Origin of the sequence: Pseudoalteromonas shioyasakiensis (assembly GCF_019134595.1) — a bacterium.
Taxonomy (GTDB): Bacteria; Pseudomonadota; Gammaproteobacteria; order Enterobacterales; family Alteromonadaceae; genus Pseudoalteromonas; species Pseudoalteromonas shioyasakiensis_A.
Window position 1 is genome coordinate 2,084,736 of record NZ_CP077770.1, and the last position, 16,497, is coordinate 2,101,232.

Annotated in this window: 17 protein-coding genes; 11 read left to right on the forward strand and 6 right to left on the reverse strand. The window is 39.1% G+C overall.

Annotated elements, in window-relative coordinates; all coding sequences use genetic code 11:
- Positions 1-60: 60 nt before the first annotated feature.
- The 8 genes from KQP93_RS09685 to KQP93_RS09720 all read left to right on the forward strand — a co-directional run bounded on the left by KQP93_RS09685 (position 61) and on the right by KQP93_RS09720 (position 6,598).
- The gene (locus KQP93_RS09685) at positions 61-411 is read left to right on the forward strand and encodes a hypothetical protein (RefSeq protein WP_175081829.1); all 351 of its coding nucleotides are present in this window, start codon (positions 61-63) and stop codon (positions 409-411) included.
- Between the two features lie 474 nt (positions 412-885).
- Positions 886-1,446: a hypothetical protein gene (locus KQP93_RS09690; protein ID WP_217874203.1), complete on the forward strand. Its 561-nt coding sequence runs from the start codon at positions 886-888 to the stop codon at positions 1,444-1,446.
- 134 nt (positions 1,447-1,580) lie between these two features.
- A complete protein-coding gene (locus KQP93_RS09695; protein ID WP_217874204.1) occupies positions 1,581-1,967 on the forward strand; it encodes a hypothetical protein in 387 nt (128 codons plus the stop codon).
- A 528-nt stretch (positions 1,968-2,495) separates the two neighbouring features.
- Positions 2,496-3,134, forward strand: a complete 639-nt coding sequence (locus tag KQP93_RS09700; RefSeq protein WP_217874205.1) for a hypothetical protein — start codon at positions 2,496-2,498, stop codon at positions 3,132-3,134.
- A gap of 81 nt (positions 3,135-3,215) precedes the next feature.
- Positions 3,216-3,704 carry a hypothetical protein gene (locus KQP93_RS09705; RefSeq protein ID WP_217874206.1) on the forward strand — a complete coding sequence of 163 codons (489 nt, stop codon included), beginning with the start codon at positions 3,216-3,218 and terminating at the stop codon, positions 3,702-3,704.
- 132 nt (positions 3,705-3,836) lie between these two features.
- The gene (locus KQP93_RS09710; protein ID WP_217874207.1) at positions 3,837-4,277 is read left to right on the forward strand and encodes a hypothetical protein; all 441 of its coding nucleotides are present in this window, start codon (positions 3,837-3,839) and stop codon (positions 4,275-4,277) included.
- 56 nt (positions 4,278-4,333) lie between these two features.
- Positions 4,334-4,753, forward strand: a complete 420-nt coding sequence (locus tag KQP93_RS09715) for a hypothetical protein (RefSeq protein WP_217874208.1) — start codon at positions 4,334-4,336, stop codon at positions 4,751-4,753.
- Between the two features lie 828 nt (positions 4,754-5,581).
- Positions 5,582-6,598 carry an IS110 family transposase gene (locus KQP93_RS09720; protein ID WP_217874209.1) on the forward strand — a complete coding sequence of 339 codons (1,017 nt, stop codon included), beginning with the start codon at positions 5,582-5,584 and terminating at the stop codon, positions 6,596-6,598.
- Positions 6,599-6,853: 255 nt separating this feature from the next.
- On the opposite strand, the gene KQP93_RS09725 is transcribed toward KQP93_RS09720, so the two are convergent.
- Both KQP93_RS09725 and KQP93_RS09730 read right to left on the reverse strand, forming a co-directional pair.
- Entirely contained in the window at positions 6,854-7,303 is a 450-nt protein-coding gene (locus KQP93_RS09725; protein WP_058584874.1) for a GNAT family N-acetyltransferase, read from the reverse strand.
- Between the two features lie 187 nt (positions 7,304-7,490).
- Entirely contained in the window at positions 7,491-8,468 is a 978-nt protein-coding gene (locus tag KQP93_RS09730) for a catalase family peroxidase (protein WP_217874210.1), read from the reverse strand.
- Positions 8,469-8,758: 290 nt separating this feature from the next.
- Here KQP93_RS09730 and KQP93_RS09735 point away from each other — a divergent pair, with 290 nt between their 5' ends.
- Positions 8,759-9,157 (forward strand): ExbD/TolR family protein, encoded by a 399-nt coding sequence (locus KQP93_RS09735; protein ID WP_217874211.1) that lies wholly within the window; start codon positions 8,759-8,761, stop codon positions 9,155-9,157.
- A gap of 58 nt (positions 9,158-9,215) precedes the next feature.
- On the opposite strand, the gene KQP93_RS09740 is transcribed toward KQP93_RS09735, so the two are convergent.
- The 4 genes from KQP93_RS09740 to KQP93_RS09755 form a co-directional block, all read right to left on the reverse strand.
- Positions 9,216-12,122: a TonB-dependent receptor plug domain-containing protein gene (locus KQP93_RS09740; RefSeq protein ID WP_440590059.1), complete on the reverse strand. Its 2,907-nt coding sequence runs from the start codon at positions 12,120-12,122 to the stop codon at positions 9,216-9,218.
- Between the two features lie 125 nt (positions 12,123-12,247).
- Complete coding sequence (locus KQP93_RS09745) at positions 12,248-13,318, reverse strand: FecR family protein (protein ID WP_217874213.1); 1,071 nt, start codon at positions 13,316-13,318, stop codon at positions 12,248-12,250.
- Entirely contained in the window at positions 13,315-13,875 is a 561-nt protein-coding gene (locus KQP93_RS09750) for an RNA polymerase sigma factor (protein ID WP_217874214.1), read from the reverse strand. Before KQP93_RS09750 ends, KQP93_RS09745 begins: the two co-directional genes overlap by 4 nt.
- An 85-nt stretch (positions 13,876-13,960) precedes the next feature.
- A complete protein-coding gene (locus KQP93_RS09755; RefSeq protein ID WP_217874215.1) occupies positions 13,961-14,836 on the reverse strand; it encodes a LysR family transcriptional regulator in 876 nt (291 codons plus the stop codon).
- Between the two features lie 106 nt (positions 14,837-14,942).
- Between KQP93_RS09755 and KQP93_RS09760 the strand changes: the two genes are divergently transcribed.
- Complete coding sequence (locus KQP93_RS09760; protein WP_217874216.1) at positions 14,943-15,596, forward strand: peroxiredoxin-like family protein; 654 nt, start codon at positions 14,943-14,945, stop codon at positions 15,594-15,596.
- Between the two features lie 55 nt (positions 15,597-15,651).
- Complete coding sequence (locus KQP93_RS09765) at positions 15,652-16,344, forward strand: haloacid dehalogenase type II (RefSeq protein ID WP_217874217.1); 693 nt, start codon at positions 15,652-15,654, stop codon at positions 16,342-16,344.
- The last annotated feature ends 153 nt before the right edge of the window (positions 16,345-16,497 follow it).

The following is a 16,497-nucleotide window of genomic DNA, read 5'->3' on the forward strand; positions in this document are numbered from 1 at the left end:
CACAAATTTTGCAACTACTTTTTGCCGTTTATCGCGGCGTTAGCTATATGGTGTAATCGAATGAGAGTTTTAGTCTACTTTTTATTAGTTGGTTTAATAGCTTGTAGTAATAATTATCAAGTTTCTACAATCAATTATAAGAATTTAACAAAATCTCAAACTTTTACATTAACGAGTACATGTGGAGATAAAGTTATAGCTATTAAGATAGAAGGCTATGGAAACTCTACCGGTTCTTCCGTTATACATTTGATGCTAAACGGTGAAGCGTATAAATCTGAAACTCTAGATGGTGAGTTCAAATTTAAATGGTCTGGTGACTGGTACAGCGAAAAGGCTATTATACGTTACATTGCAAACTCGGATAGCATAACTAATTTAACTTTGAGCTACAGAATGGAATGTGTATAGCTAACAAATTAATCAATCAATGGACGCAGAACAGTTGAATTTACTCACTGCTTTCGTTTTTTAGCCAATAACTAACACCTAAACGGGGCATTATATACCCTTTTAAAATATGGATATTGAACTACTATATGCTGCGAAAGCGGCTCACAAAAAATCGATATATCACCGAGATTCTTTGCGAAATAGCAACAAATGTGGTTGTTTCTATTGCCTTGATATATTCGATTACAAAAATATCCTATATTGGACAGATGATGGGGATACAGCTCTTTGTCCAACTTGTGACATAGATTCAGTCATTGGCGATGATTCTGGTTATCCTGTTACAGAAGAGTTCTTATCAGCTATGCAACAAATCTGGTTCAGTCCGTAATGAGTATGGGCAAAAAACGCATGGCTTGTACTCCATCGTCGTATATTATAGCCAAGTTTTAGTTGCCGCTTAGTGTGGCGTTAGCTTTGTGAGAGAATTGTTTGCATCCTATCGAATTAACTTTCTATAGATTAGTATCCAGAGAAATCGAATTATCTGACTTCGAGAATTGGGTGTACACGGAAACTACACTCGAACAAACCTTAAACTCTGATGATTATCTCGAAATCATTTCAATAAACTACAAAACGCCTTCCAGTTTATATGAAGCCCAAAAAGTGCTCTCAAAGTATTTTTCTATGGGTAAATATTATGAATGGAGTATTCGCAACATCCTCCATAAAATAATTGCTAAGCCGCACGATGTGGATAAATATATCGAGCAATGCTATGACCTATATTGCGAAGGATTTGGTTTCATGGATAACCTTGGGTTAGGTTACGGTCTTGGATTAACTTGTCCAGATGGTTTTAATGATAAAGTTGATGAATTCTACCCTCACATTGCTGAAGAAGCCGAAAGAGTAATATTGTGGCTAGATACAAGAAAAATAGTAATAACGGGGCATAGTGGTGAGTATCAGGGTATCGAATACGATGATAATCGAAGCCACAAAGAAAAAGAGCCAACAAGTTATAAAATACAAAAATCAAAAAAGTAGTGGCAGTTTTGGTTGTAAGTACAACTAACAAACGCACCAGGTGATGGGACTGCTAAAGCCTGGCTCTGTTCCGCTACTATTCATAATTTTTAGACAAACATTATTACCCCCTTTACAGGGCAAAAGGTTTCTAAATGAAATGGTATCTCACACTATTCATCATTGCAGCGCTTGCGGGTTGTGGAAAAAACACTTTACCTTCTGGGCTAAAGATGGAGAAATCTAAGGTTTTAACTTCTTCGCTTGGGCATAAGGCATATATTGTTGAAACAAGTTCTGTAAGTGGTGATGTTACTCAAGTATTTCTTGATTTTGCTAACGGCACTTGTGGTGTAGGAGTCTTAGCTTCTTATCAATTGAATGCTGAGTTCAAGCTGACTTGGTTGACTGGAAGTGAATTACAGATTAAGAAAACTAAGCCTCTTGAAGTTCAATATAATGCTTCGTGGCCATTATTACGCTGTTCTAATCACGTGGTTAAAGTTAGCGTCGTAGAGTTCGAAGCTAACAATAAAATTTAAAATGAAAAAATACTGGCTGGCATTTATTCTTCACGCACTGTAGCAAACAAGTAGTTGCCCTTTTATTTAGTAGTTAGATAAGCGGTTTGTATCTATTCTGAGAGTTTAATTGTTAGGTTTAAACATCAATTGAGAGACAGCAACTAGCAAATTCACCATCCGAAGTGCCAGCTTTCCCGAAGTTCCGCGAAGAGCCAATTACTGACCATCAAGCATGACTCGTTACTGTCCCAAGACGTGTTTAGGCGAATTTTAAAAGAGCGAACATCGGCCGTTCACAATTGCTTTTCTATTTCGTCAAAGTCTATTGCTCGCATAGTCAAGAAAACGACCCAATCGCTCGTTTTTATCCTGAGGTAAAAGCGAGAACTCCTAAATTTTAATAACACTGGCAATTAGTTAGCAAGTTTGTTAAAAATAATCTAATAAGAAAAACGAGCTACGTTGTGGTAGAAAAACGCGCGATTAGCTCGCTATAAACATGTTAGCTGCACCTAAACTTTACAGTTCATAACAAAGGAAAAATAGATGGATTCAGCAGTAAAAATTTTCCAAATTCTCTTTTATATTACTGGATCACTGATTGCGATATTGACGTTTATTAAAGCAAAAAATGGACTCTTAAACTCTGTCAATACCGAGTACCAAAAACGTGTAATGGATCGATTGGCACTACTTTCTGATGAATTGTATGAAGAATTTGATCCAAGTTCAGATAGATACTGGGGAAAGCAGGATTCAGCCAAGGAAGTTATAGAAAGGCTGCATGAAGAAATAAAACCTTTTAAACATGAAATAATTACAAGTAAAGAAATTCATGTTGGAACGCCAACTCCTGATAACTTTGGTCATCTTACAACTTATCTTGACAAGTTAAAGTCTGATCCATTTATTCCAAAGAAAATTAGAGATAAAGTTATTTCAAACTTAGAAGCACGAACAAAATCCATGTTTTCTGCCTATATCCAAGAAATAGACAGCTATAAAAACGGGCTTAAAGAAGGTAAATACTGGGATAGCTTAGATACGAATTACGCATGGATTCATAATAAAATTAATGCTCGAATGTATGAAAATGGTGTTGGTATTTCTCAGCTGCAAGAAGCAGCTCATGACGTAAGACTTGCCATTCAAGAGCACTTAGAAAAATTCAATCCAATCAAATAAAATGCAGCTAACAAGTGGCGTCAGTGCGCCCTGCGGGCAGGACTCGCTATCGCTCGCCTCTGCGCCAGGCGTTAGGTACTTATGAATATTCCGAAGGTAGACACATGGTTTTTCGAGAAGGTAGAGTTCCATCACCCTAGTGTGCTTAGCATTAAACTGGTTGAAGGTGTTAAGTCAAATGAGCGAGAAATGGTGTTGTCTGATACTGATACTCCGATCGGGCCTTATTTCCCTGTTAAAGTTTTGGAAACGAGTCGATGTCTACGAGTCATATTTAACGAAGTGGTTTCGTTCCACATTATTGATGAGTCTTACTCTTCACCTACAGAAAAGTTAGATATTACCCACGAGTTCGGCCCTGTAAGAAAGTGCAATGGCCTCGAATATCAAAAGTATGTGCAGGCAGACAGTATTGTTGATCAAACTGGGCCTGATGAAATTTTTGGGTATTATATCTGGACAGAAGATCAGACGGTGTTCATTCTTGCAACCGCTGACCCAGAAGTCCTAATTAGTGACGAGAAGTCTAATACCTCCGTAGAGCGAGGAGATACCTATTTTAGTCAGTAGAACGTACCTAACAATCACATTAAGTCGCTCGCAGGCTCGCTGGGACAGTAACACGTGGGCTCTGTCGCTTATCTCGGATTTTAGCCCACGCATTACTGCCCCTTATGTGGGCGTTATGTACCTAGGTAGAGTATGAGAATATTTTTAACTTTCTTTGGACTGTTTATTTCAAGTTATGCCTATTCAAATGCTTCATCAGATGCTGAAAATGAAGGCGAAGCGATTGGAATAGTTTATGGGCACATTAAAGAAATGGATGTTTTTAAATTTATGTGCAATAGAAACGCTCCTGAAGCCGGGGCTATAGTTACTGAAGCTATTGATGCATGGATGTCTAGGAATAACGCGGTTGTTACAAACCTAATAACTGGCTTAGATAGAATTTCGACAAAAGAACGAGAGCAATTGTTTGATCTTGGAAAGAATGTTTCAAATAACTCAATAATTTGGTTTAACAAACAGAGTCAACCTAAAAAAGAAGAGTTGTGTCTGGCACTAGCAAAGAAATTGAGTTCTGATTTGTATAAAAAAGAGTATCCAATAGCCTATAAAATAATGGGTAAAGGTACATAACAAGCGCTTTAAATAATGGACAAGTAAAGCGAGTGTTATATTTAAAGGATAGTTTAGTGAAAAACTTCATTTCGGTATTTCTTGTTCTTTTATTGGCTGGTTGCCAAGCTACAAGGTTTCACAACCCCGAAGGAATTGCTCAAAATCAGTTAGCATATATCTTCAAACAACCACATAAGCCGTTTAGTAGTAAACCGAGTGCATTTATCAATGCAGTTTTTGACGCTAACGGTTCATTGGTTATGCAATTTAAGCCAATGCAAAATGCTATTAAAGAAGCTTACTTGAAACCAGGCGAATATAAATTCATATTGCAATGTAATTATGGAGGTGGTGCGACAGACGCTGAAATTATTGCTGTTGTTGAGGTTGGTAAATCCTATAGATACTCTTGTGGCATCACCCCAGAGAAGGTGTATATAGGTGCACGAATACTTCATAAATCTTATGCAATATTCGAAGAAGTTGAAATATAACAAGCCATTTCAGTGTGGGACTTTACGAATGACAGTAGTTGGCACACAACTGCACATCGTCTCAATACGTTTGCGTCCATTGACGATTTACAAACATAACTCGTCTTAGCCTCAACAATTGTAAATCCTTTTAGCTATGTGTAAGTTATTAATAATTTGATTATTAAAAACCGTATTTTGATAATTCTGGAAATTAACACATAGAGTGTTAACGGGAATTCTCGGTAATACGCTGTTATAACCCCTGTAGTATCAGTTGAACACCATGACTATTTGTAAGAAATGTAACTCCAAAATATTCCCGAAAGCTGTTCGTTCTGGTAAGTATGTTGCGTACTTTTGTCCTGTATGTGGTATTCAGCAGAAGCGATTTGGATTAAACGAACTATATATTTTGGTTGTTTGTATTTTTCATCTATGGGCATTTGCGTTTTTCAATTATCACTTTAATTCTGGCAACATAACTTGGTCACCAATTATGTTGGGTTTAATTGGGGTTTCAGTTTGTGCATTTTTAACTTTATTGTTTAGTTTGTTTAAAATAATTACCAATAATGGTGGGAACTGGAAAATTATCAATATTATGTCTTTTTCAGTATTTTCAGGGGCAATAATTCTTGCAGCATCACAGGTGTGGGGGTTATAACAAGGCAATAATGGATGGGACGCTCAAAGCTTGGCTGGCGCTCATTCTTCGCTAAGTGTAACCAAGCAAAATCCGCCCATTATTCGGGTGTTACAGAATAAATACTATAACTCATTAATTAGATGGTACGCCCCACCCATTAGCTAAACTCATAGTGTTGGCTATTACAGGAGGAAACCATCATGTCAGTTGCAAAAGTCATAGGTATTGATTTAGGTAAATCAACCTTTCACCTAATTGGTCACGATTATTCTGGTCGTGAAATATTTCGACATAAATACTCCAGAGCAAAGTTAGTCGATTTTCTATCTGTCCAAGAATCAACAGTTATTGCAATGGAAGCTTGCTGCGGTGCTCACTGGCTAGCAAGGAAATGCAAACAATTAGGACATGAGGTTAAGCTAATACCAGCTCAATATGTAAAACCTTATGTTAAGACCCATAAGAATGATTACATTGATGCAGATGCGATAGCAGAAGCTGCAACAAGGCCAAACATGAGGTTTGTTTCAGTCAAAACAGAAGAAGCTCAATTAGGGACCGTTATTAGACGTGTTCGTTCTGGCTATATTAAAGAAAGAACCGCCTGTATGAACCGAATTGGCTCGATACTACTGGAATTTGGACTTAGCTTTCCGAGAGGCCATCATCAAATGAAAAACTTGTTCCAATGGATAGCTGATCAAAATGAAGTGTTGCCACCGCTATTGATTGCAGAGCTAACAACTCAATATGAATATTACAATCAACTAAATGTGTGGATTAAAGCTCAAGAAGATAAGTTATTAGCGTTAAATAAAGAAAACGATATAGCTAAGTTATTACAAACAATTCCAGGTGTTGGACCTATGACTGCATCATGCTGTATATCAGCAGTTGGTAGTCCACAGGATTTTGATAATGGACGTAATTTTGCCGCTTGGCTAGGGTTAGTTCCATTTCAATACTCAACGGGCGGTAAACCTAGAATGTTAGGTATTTCCAAGCGGGGGAATAAGGAACTGAGAGAGTTATTTATTCACGCTGCTCGTGCCTTTATGTGGCGGGATAAAACAGCGGAAAAGTTCTTTGGAACATGGTTGATAGATTTAAAATGTCGAAAACCATTTAATGTCGCACTTGTTGCTTTAGCAAATAAAATAGCAAGAATAGCTTGGTCTGTAATGACCAAGAAGAAGCCCTTTGAAATTAGAGTTTAAGTCAGTTTGCATATGATAATTAATGATGACAAAACGGTTAGACCACCAGATTGAAGACCTTGTGGACATTTCAGTAAGATAAAGTACTTTCTCATTTTTGAGGACAATCTGGCGCAGATCTCATCGTAGAGCTGGGACTAATGAAAGTCTCTAATAGACTCTGAATACATTAGCGCAAACCATCTCCGTTATTTTTAGTTATTAACTTGCAAAACGGGGCGTACCATACATTATGTCCCAAAAAGTGCATTTCAACTATTTAACATCAAGTTCCATTACAACACCGTCTTCATCGTCCTCTTCGGTGACAACAAAACCAAACTGAGAATAAAATTTGCGCATCGTATGGTGGCCAGGCATGTAGAGTATGGTTATTTTTTTACATTCTGGAATTTTTTTCATCTCGTTAATTACTAATTCTGTTGCGATTTTACCTATACCTTGGCCTTGATATTTTACATCAACCATAAACTGAGCAATGTAAAACTCATCAGGTAGCCCTTCTTCAAGCTCTTGGTAATATTGAATAAAACCGACAACCTCATCTTCACGATATATTGCCCGATTAACATAATGGGGATAGAAGCTTGATTCAGCGATAGACTCTGAATTTAACGCCACGTAATCCTCTTGCTCTTTAGTTATTTCTAAGTGAATTACATCCAGCCAATTATCCTTCGTAACATCACGCAAAGTCACATTCATAAAATTCCCTTTATTTATTTTTCAGTAAATGTATAGGTAAGGGTAAAGTGAATAAAAACAATACATAATTGGCAAATATGACTTTAACTATTTACGACAACTTTTAAATTAAAATCGCTTGGTCGTTAAACCACCAAGTTTATTTGGTAATCAAATTATGGGGAGCACCGCCAAGCGATTTAGTTTTTTATTGCCCCGTTAAACGCTTAGCAAATGAAATCGCATAGGCTGTTGAGCGTAATTTAAGTACTTTGTCATCACTTGGCTTAAACCCTTTAGACAATAGATTTGGGTCATAATTAGTGAGATCGCAACCTGACTCACCTGTTGATTCTATGCTGAGCTTTCCTAAATTAATTGTTTTGCGATTCGCAGGCCAACGAACTGAAGGGTCAGTTAATGCATCACCCGGCTCGGCTAATTGTGCTTGAAAACGATAATGAACCTTCCCTTTCGCTAAATCCTCTTCAAGTCGCTTAGCCAGAAATGATTTAGGGAAGGTTTTCATTTGCTCTTCTGTTAGCACCTGCTCTGGCTCTTCTGGCACCATGGCCCATCTAAAGGCATGCTTAGCGCCATTTTCATCAACCATGTAAAAGGTATGCACACCAAAATAACGTGAAGACACATACGATGCTGGCGGGTTATGGCTTTGTAGCCAATTAAATTGTCCTAAAGTACTCGGGTTTTGCTCTCTGTATGCTTTTACTTTTGCAAAATCGATTTGACCTGTTTTTTCGTCAGGTACTAAGGTACTTAGTAAACCAAAAAATGCTTCTGGGCTGTTGCCTGCAAATACCGGCGTAGTAAGCCCTGCAATATTATGCACATCACCATTTTTTAGCACAAACTGCACCCCCATTCCACGCGGCGAGCGTGATGTTTCATCAGCATGAGGGTTACCCCCGCCCATAGAAAAGCGAATATTTGCTTTTGACGGTGCGTTAAATAAAGGGCTGATTGAATACTGCTTTGCTGCTTGATTAGGTGTAAATGTTCCGACAGCGCACACCCCTTTGGCGTGACCTTTTCTGATTCCGGGCTGCTTTCCTGACAGCTTTTCAAATAAATTAATAAAATCTTGCCCATTTACTGCTTGCTCAGCAAAACTTGCTGTTGGTAATACAAGGCACATGGCACAAACTAAAGACTTAATTTTTAGCATTTATCCATCCTTTAAACTTAGTTTCAACAAAAATGACCAGATAAACTTCAAAATAATTTCATCAAAGCTAATAAATATTTTTACCAACAAAAACGCTACAAACATTTAATAAACTTAGAATATTTATTTAACTACAGTATTTATAAAAGCTGCTAACTTTAAATTTAGGATCCGAAAAACTGCTGTGGCGCCCAGCATTTTAAAAATAATCCGTGGTATTAATCACGACTATGACTAGTCCACCTAATCGTAAATTTTGTGGCTTGGTCAAAAACAACAAGGACCTAATTATGGTGAAACAACATAAGAAAACCACTGCAAACGCTGATGTAGATATGACTCCTATGCTCGATATTGTGTTTATCTTGCTGATATTTTTTATCGTCACAACTTCATTTGTTAAGGAGCGCGCTATTGAAGTGAATCGCCCTTTAGCAAAAACAAGTCTTGAAAACCCTAAAAAACAAGCGCAATTTACTATCACTGAAAACGATAGTATTTATTTTGCAAACCGGCTTATCACACCAGAGCAGATAATCGCTAACCTTGCCTTATTTGCCGCACAGTTTGAAATGACCAATGTGCAAGTAACAGCAAGTGAGCAAAGCAGCCACAAAACCTTAGTAACCTTGCTTGATAAAATAAAACAATATCAAGATGTGCCAATTTCTATAAGCACCTCTTTATAACTAAAAAAGGGCCTAACGGCCCTTTGCAAGTTAAATAATAAAGGAATCTAAAGGGAGTTTAGAACTTGTACTCTGCACCTACGTAGTAATACGCACCGTTAAAACCAAATGGTGCTGAACGACGTGAGTAAGTGAATACACCAGGGCTTGAAACAATTGTGTTGCCGCTTGCATCAACAATTGTACCCGAGCGTGAATTACCAATGGTGTTCTTATCTGGGTAAACATCAAATAAGTTATTTGCACCAATGTTAAATGACAGGTTTTCGTTAAAGAAGTAGTTAACTTTAACATCAGTTAAGATTTCAGCACCGTATGTTTGACGGCCACCATCTTCAACTGTGTATTCGCCGTAACGGTTTAGAGATAGGTTTACAGTCCAATCTTCTAAGCGGTAAAGCGCGCTTAAGTTAATGCGGTCTTCTGGTTGCCATTCTTCGATAATTGATGTTTCTTGGGCAGAAAACACATCTTCTACTGGAATAGTCTCAAGGCCACTGCCTGATGGCGTGAATAAATCAACCACATCTGTTTTAGTGAAGTTAGCAGCAAAGGTGAAATCAAGCGTACCGCCTAGGCCTTCTGTGTTCCATGTTGCTACTAAATCAACACCTTCTGTTTCTGTGTCTGCACCATTTAAGAAGAACTGACCCGCACCTGCGCCTGAGCTTTCAAGTGCAGCATCTAGCGTATCTGATAAACCTTTACCTAAACGGTTAGAAATAACGATACGGTCGTCGATATCAATCGAGTAGTAGTCAATGGTTAAGTTAATATTGTCGGTGACGTTATACACAATACCTAAACTACGGTTTTGTGATTTCTCTTCTTTTAGCTTAGGAATACCAATTGATTGCGCTAAGGTACTGTCGTTTCTAAACGTACCTACTTGCTCAGCCACTAAGCTGCCATCATCACCTACAACGAACTGTGTACTTACGTTATTAAAGTAAAGTTGTTGCATAGAAGGTGCTCTAAAACCTGTGCTTAATGCACCACGTAAAGACACATCTTCAGTTACAGACCAGTTACCCGCTAACTTAAAGTTAACTGTGTCACCAAAGCCTTTGTAGTTATCGTAACGTACCGCACCTGAAATAATTACATCATCGATAACATAGGTTTCTGCATCCATATAGAATGAGATCACATCGCGCGACTCATCAACAGATGATGCCGGGTCTGAACCACCAAAACCTTGCGTACCACTTGCAGCGTCAACACTACCTACCCCACCATTTAAGCCAGAATAGATGCTCATACCATCAACAGTGTCGTAATCACGGTATGCGTATTCGCTACCTTCAAGAATACGGAACTCATCGGTACGAAGCTCAGCACCCAGTGCTAATGAGAAGTTGTCGTAATCTTTTGTGTAATCAAGGTTTAAAGTTTGCAGTGATAATTCAAGGCCATATGCATATGCTGAACGCGGAATAGTGGCACGAATTTCATCAGCCGTTAAACCTTGGTCATAACGAAGGTAGTTCGCGTATGAGCCATTGATAGTGTCACTTGTTGTGTAATCAATGCTGTTTTCACCGTAGGTGTACGATAAATCAATGCTTGAGTCATTATCGAACGATTTTTTATAACCAAAGTTATAAGACACGTCATCGATGATTGTATTAATTTTTGGTAAGAAACCCATAGGAATGGTTGCATCACCATCTTGTAATACAGGGTTACCATTAGCATTTGCGTTATGACGGAAAAACGCAGCTGATTCATTTTCACGATTTGAATAAGTGATAAAGCCATATAGCTCACCACCAGCAAGCTCATAGCCAGTATTAATCGTTAAGGCAAATTGCTGTGAATCTGCATCACCAATTCTAAACGTATCACGAGGTGCTGTTAACTCACGTGGGTCGCCTGCCAATAGCGTACCATCATCAAGTTCAGTACAGCCGTAAAATTGACATGAGCCATGAAGACCTGCACGGTTAGTCGGCGCACGGTCACGGTAGTTGATTGTGGTATTTAAATAACCTTCGTCACCTAAAGCAAAACCTTTGTTGAAATCAACAGTTACAGTTTCCCCATCGCCTTCTGAATACTCACCGTAGTTGATAGCCGCTTTACCGCCCTCTTCAGCGTCTTTTAATACGATATTAATAACACCTGCAATGGCATCTGAACCATATTGCGCAGCAGCACCATCACGTAATACTTCAATACGTTTGATTGCAGCAGCAGGAATAGCATTCATGTCGGTACCCGCCGTACCACGACCAACTGACGTATTAATGTGAATAAGGCTCGCTTGGTGGCGGCGTTTACCATTGATAAGAACTAAGGTTTGATCTGGCCCTAAGCCACGTAATGTTGCAGGACGAAGTGCATCAGTACCATCACTGATAGACGAGCTTGAAAAGTTAAAAGACGGTGCAATAGCCTGAAGCATACGGCCTACTTCTGTTTGACCTGTATTCTCGAGTGCTTCGGCACTTAAAATATCAACCGGAACCGGTAAATCTTCAACCGAGCGTCCTGCTACACGGCTACCGACAACGGCAATTTTTTCGATGTTTTGTTCTGCTGATTGATCTTCTGCTAACGCTTGCGTATTGGCGGCAAGCAGTAATGGCACGACTGCAGCGCTGACCCCTGATACTTTGATCATGTTATTATTCATCCTATCTACTTGTTTGAGTTTTATACTCAGCAAGCCTTGTTGATCAACAACCGCATCGAGCTCAGCGCCTTCTAGCATCGCGTTCAGTGCATCAAGTTTGGTGTAAAAACCAAACACAGATTGCGCTTGATATTGCTTTGCTAATTCGAAAGAAAAAATGACTGTTTGTTCGGTTTGCTTTGCAAATTCGATTAACGCCAAATCAGCTCGTTGCGCTTTGATGTCAAATTGCAGCATTTGTTTTTCAGCCGCTATTGCTACTTGGCCTGCTGTGAGGCCATAAATAACAAAAGAGGCAGGTAACAACGGCAATTGCTTACTGCGCAATTTAAACAAACAAGTGAGGAAGAAAAATCCGCTATGTAAATTTAACTTTTTTTTAATTAATTTTTTGTGACGAGAAGGTGGCGCACAATTAACATCATAACATTGGCGTATTCTCATGGGCAGAACTAACCTTTTGCAGCGATAGTTAAGCTAACACGATGTTCACCTAAACGTTGATGTTCTACACCTAAGTTGGCCTGTAAAGAATCAAGCAAACCTTTAATGTCGCCAGTTTTAAACACGCCAGCCACTTTTAAAGAGGCAAGTTCTGGATCATTTAATTCAAAACGTGTGGCAGTATAACGACTCACCTCTTGCAGAGCTTCGCCTAAAGACTCGCCATTAAAAATCAGCATTTCTTGTTGCCATGCCAAATCACGTTGTACGTCATCAACCGATAACTGTTTAATTGGCTCTGTTTTACTTTGTTTTATGAGGGCTTTTTCACCAGATACAACAACATTAGCGCGAAGCGCTTTAATATTTGCACTGTTATCTGAGGCATCTTTTAAACGATTAAAATCGCTGGCATCAACCTGAGTACTCGGATCAGCAATCATCACCTTGCCCTCAGTCACCACAAGCTCTAAGTCTGAAGCGGTATTTCGCTGAACATTAAACACCGTACCAAGTGCAGTAAATGATTTATCACCAGCAATAACCGTAAACGGACGGCTCGGATCTTTGGCAACATTAAAGCGCCCTTCACCACGGCTCAAAATCAACTGACGGCGATCGCCTGAGTAGGCAACTTCGAGTTTAGTATTGGTATTAAGCTGCACAATAGTGCTGTCTGGGAGCACAAATTCAGCTTGCTCACCCACTTTGGTGCGGTAAATTTTGCTAAATTTAGCGTAGTCGTTTTCTTCACTTTGCCAATAGCTTGAATAGATAAGCATGATAGAACCAAGCAGCATTGCCACCAAAAAGCTGGCAGCGGTTGCCATACCAAATACTGCAGGTTGTTTTTGCGGTGCTTTATAAGGAAACAAACTACTTAACTCATTAAGCACACTCATTTCATCCCATAAGGTCGCAAGTTCAAACAATGCCTCTTGATGAGCCGCACTTTGGTGAGCCCACAAGTGTAATTGGCTTACTTCATCTTTAGATAGGCCACGATCAATGGCACTGATCCATTGACTCGCCTGCTCTTGAATCATGTCTTTTGATGAAAATGGGTGGACATTACTCATTTGTTCACCTCTTTTGCAGTGAACTCTGTGGTAGGGGTAAATGCCTGGGGTTGTACGTCGTGTGATTTCATTGCTCGGTGAACATGTAATAAGCCTTTGGCTATATGTTTTTCAACAGTACTTTCGCTAAGACTCATTTTAGCTGCAATTTCCTTTTGGCTTAAGCCATAGACTTTTTTTAAGATAAAACATTTTTTAACCTGAGGGCTTAGTTCGTTAGTCACTCGGCAAAAAAACAAAAAACGCTCTTTAGAAGTTACTTCATCTTCAAGTGCCAATGAACGCATGTGATGCTCAACCTGCTGTTGTTCATCTAACGATTCTTTGTATTTATTGTCCCATTTAGCAATATGATTTAGCGCCAAATGCTTAGCCGTTTTCAGCATATAACTGTGAGTATATTCGATATTTTGCTTAAGATCAGCTTCATAACTTTTTATAAACGTCTCTTGCACAATATCTTCTACATCATCAGGGCTGACGATACGTGATACAAAGCGCCTAAGCTTGCTCGATATCTCGGTAAAAGCGGTGATAACCCCAGTTTGATCTGTCATCCTTAACTCACCTTTATTATATTTTTATTGCTTTAGGGTACGAGATTTCAGTTTAATTACAAGCCATTTGTTAAGTTTTTGTACCTTAAGTAAACAAAGATTTCATAAACTCATAAAAAACCTCTGTTTTGCGCGTCACTAGGCTGTTTTGTGGTTTTAAAAACCACACTGGCGCGTCAGCATCAACAAGGCTATTAGGGAGTATTTCGATTAACCGTCCTTCGGCTAAATCGTCTTTAATTGCAATATAAGATTTAATCGCTATGCCATGGCCTGCAATCGCAGCCTGTGTCATGTTATCTGAGTTAGATACAGTAAAACGCGTTCTCGCATTATAATTAACTATTTGGCCGCCTTCGTTAAATTTAAGCTGTCGCTGCCATGGCAAACACACCCAGTAATGGTCTTTAAGATCAGCCACCGATTTTGGTTGCCCATATTTTTCAACATAGCTCGGCGCTGCGCACAAAATACGAGAGTTACTAACAAGCTTACGAGAAAGCAGGTTTGAATCTGCCAACTGACCTACTCGAATAGCCACATCTTGGGCATCATCAACAATATTCACAAATTGATCTGTAATCATAAAATCGAGTTTCAAGTCGGGAAATTGCTGTTCAAAATGACCAAGCTCTGGCATTACAAATTTTGAGAAAACCCAAGGCGGCATAGTGACTCTTAAAAGCCCTGTAACCGCTGAACCCCGAGCGCCAATTTGATGCTCAGCATCATACAAGGCTTCTAAAATGGCACCAGCACGTTGATAAAACAACTCCCCTGCAGGTGATAAGCGTATTCGCCGACTATCACGAAACAACAACACTGTACTTAACGCTTTTTCTAACTTACTTAAGCGATGACTTACCGTTGCAGGTGAAAGGCCCTGAGCTTTAGCAGCGGCAACCACACCTTGGTTTTCAACTATGGCTATAAAGGTTTCTAAATCACATAAACTGTACATGGCTTTGATTCAATATTTTCGAATTTAGGTTTCAGTTTTGTATTGTATATATAAAAATTCAAAACTCTATACTTGCTACAAATTGTAAAAAATGATTGGAGTATGTATGTCTTTAAAAACCCAAATCGAAGCATTTGAAGTGCAAAAGAAAGCCAATGTCCCAGCTGACATCTTAAATTTGATGGATGTCACGACTGAAAAACTAATTGCAGAACAATTGAGTAAACATGCTTTAAACGTCGGTGATAAGTTTCCAGCATTTGAATTACCCGACAGCAAAGGCAAACAAATCAGCTCGACTGAGTTGCTAGCGAAAGGCCCGCTTGTACTGAGTTTTTACCGTGGTGGTTGGTGCCCGTATTGTAATTTAGAGCTTCGCGCACTCAATAACATGCAACAAGCATTTGCTGATCAAAATGCACAGTTAGTTGCTGTTTCGCCTCAGTTACCTGATGAATCACTGTCTACCCAACAGCAAAACGAGCTGGCTTATACAGTTCTTTCTGATGTGTCTAACTCTTTGGCTAAAAAGTGTGGCTTGGTATTCACGTTAGATGAACGCTTAATTCCTGTTTACGATCAACTTGGTTTAGATATTCCAAAAGCCAATGGTGACGATAGCTACGAATTACCATTACCGGCAACTTACGTTATTGATAGCCAGGGTGTGATTCAATTTGCTTTTGCCCATGAAGATTACACTCTAAGAGCAGAGCCTTTAGATGTTCTTAACGCAGTTAAGGCACTAAGTCATGTTTAAAAAAGTATTTTTTAGTCTAGTTTTATTGGTAAGCATAACCTATTCGGGAGGCACAATGGCAGAGTCTCAACACCAAGCAAAACCAAAAGTAATTGTGTTTGATGTCAACGAAACCTTGCTTGATCTTGAACAAATGCAAAGCTCAGTCGCTAAAGCGCTTGATGGCAATACTCAGTTATTACCGCTTTGGTTTTCGACCATGCTGCATCACTCCTTAGTGAGTACGGTGTCGAATGATTATCATGACTTCGGTGAAATTGGCGTTGCTGCACTGATGATGGTGGCAAGTAATAATCAAATTTCGTTAACTAAAGAGCAAGCAAAGCAAGCGATTGTGCCACCACTTTTATCTTTACCTGCGCATAGCGATGTTAAACCAGCGTTGGCGCAATTAAAGCTAGACTATAAGCTGGTCAGCTTTACAAATTCGTCAAATAACGGTGTTAAAGCGCAGTTTCAACATGCTGGCTTAACAGATTACTTTACTCACCGTTACAGTGTTGAAGATATTAAAGTGTATAAACCCGATCTGCGCGCTTACAAGTGGTTGCTTGAACAATTAAATGTAGCGCCTCACGAAGCTTTAATGGTTGCAGCGCACGGCTGGGATGTAGCAGGCGCTAAAGAAGCGGGTATGCAAACAGCGTTTATCGCAAGGCCCGGTAAAGCCCTTTACCCACTGGCAAAGCAACCAGACTACATCGTTAAAAACCTTGAAGAGTTAGCCTCTTTACTAACGGAAAAGTAAGAAACGATTTAAACCGTTATATTAACGCAAAGCGAAAATGCTTTGCGTTTTTTTGTGCTCAATAAAAAAGTAAACTACAGGGTGTACCTTTCTCTTTTTTGGGTATAAACTAAACGCTAAATGAATATGCATAGTGACGTCTTTCATGTTAAT

What these genes read in the sequence shown, in the direction of transcription:
- KQP93_RS09685 (WP_175081829.1), top strand. Translation starts at nt 61, where the DNA reads ATGAGAGTTTTAGTCTACTTTTTATTAGTTGGTTTAATAGCTTGTAGT.
- KQP93_RS09695 (WP_217874204.1), top strand. Translation starts at nt 1,581, where the DNA reads ATGAAATGGTATCTCACACTATTCATCATTGCAGCGCTTGCGGGTTGT.
- KQP93_RS09700 (WP_217874205.1), top strand. Translation starts at nt 2,496, where the DNA reads ATGGATTCAGCAGTAAAAATTTTCCAAATTCTCTTTTATATTACTGGA.
- KQP93_RS09705 (WP_217874206.1), top strand. Translation starts at nt 3,216, where the DNA reads ATGAATATTCCGAAGGTAGACACATGGTTTTTCGAGAAGGTAGAGTTC.
- KQP93_RS09710 (WP_217874207.1), top strand. Translation starts at nt 3,837, where the DNA reads ATGAGAATATTTTTAACTTTCTTTGGACTGTTTATTTCAAGTTATGCC.
- KQP93_RS09720 (WP_217874209.1), top strand. Translation starts at nt 5,582, where the DNA reads ATGTCAGTTGCAAAAGTCATAGGTATTGATTTAGGTAAATCAACCTTT.
- KQP93_RS09725 (WP_058584874.1), bottom strand. Translation starts at nt 7,303, where the DNA reads ATGAATGTGACTTTGCGTGATGTTACGAAGGATAATTGGCTGGATGTA.
- KQP93_RS09730 (WP_217874210.1), bottom strand. Translation starts at nt 8,468, where the DNA reads ATGCTAAAAATTAAGTCTTTAGTTTGTGCCATGTGCCTTGTATTACCA.
- KQP93_RS09735 (WP_217874211.1), top strand. Translation starts at nt 8,759, where the DNA reads ATGGTGAAACAACATAAGAAAACCACTGCAAACGCTGATGTAGATATG.
- KQP93_RS09745 (WP_217874213.1), bottom strand. Translation starts at nt 13,318, where the DNA reads ATGAGTAATGTCCACCCATTTTCATCAAAAGACATGATTCAAGAGCAG.
- KQP93_RS09750 (WP_217874214.1), bottom strand. Translation starts at nt 13,875, where the DNA reads ATGACAGATCAAACTGGGGTTATCACCGCTTTTACCGAGATATCGAGC.
- KQP93_RS09755 (WP_217874215.1), bottom strand. Translation starts at nt 14,836, where the DNA reads ATGTACAGTTTATGTGATTTAGAAACCTTTATAGCCATAGTTGAAAAC.
- KQP93_RS09760 (WP_217874216.1), top strand. Translation starts at nt 14,943, where the DNA reads ATGTCTTTAAAAACCCAAATCGAAGCATTTGAAGTGCAAAAGAAAGCC.
- KQP93_RS09765 (WP_217874217.1), top strand. Translation starts at nt 15,652, where the DNA reads ATGGCAGAGTCTCAACACCAAGCAAAACCAAAAGTAATTGTGTTTGAT.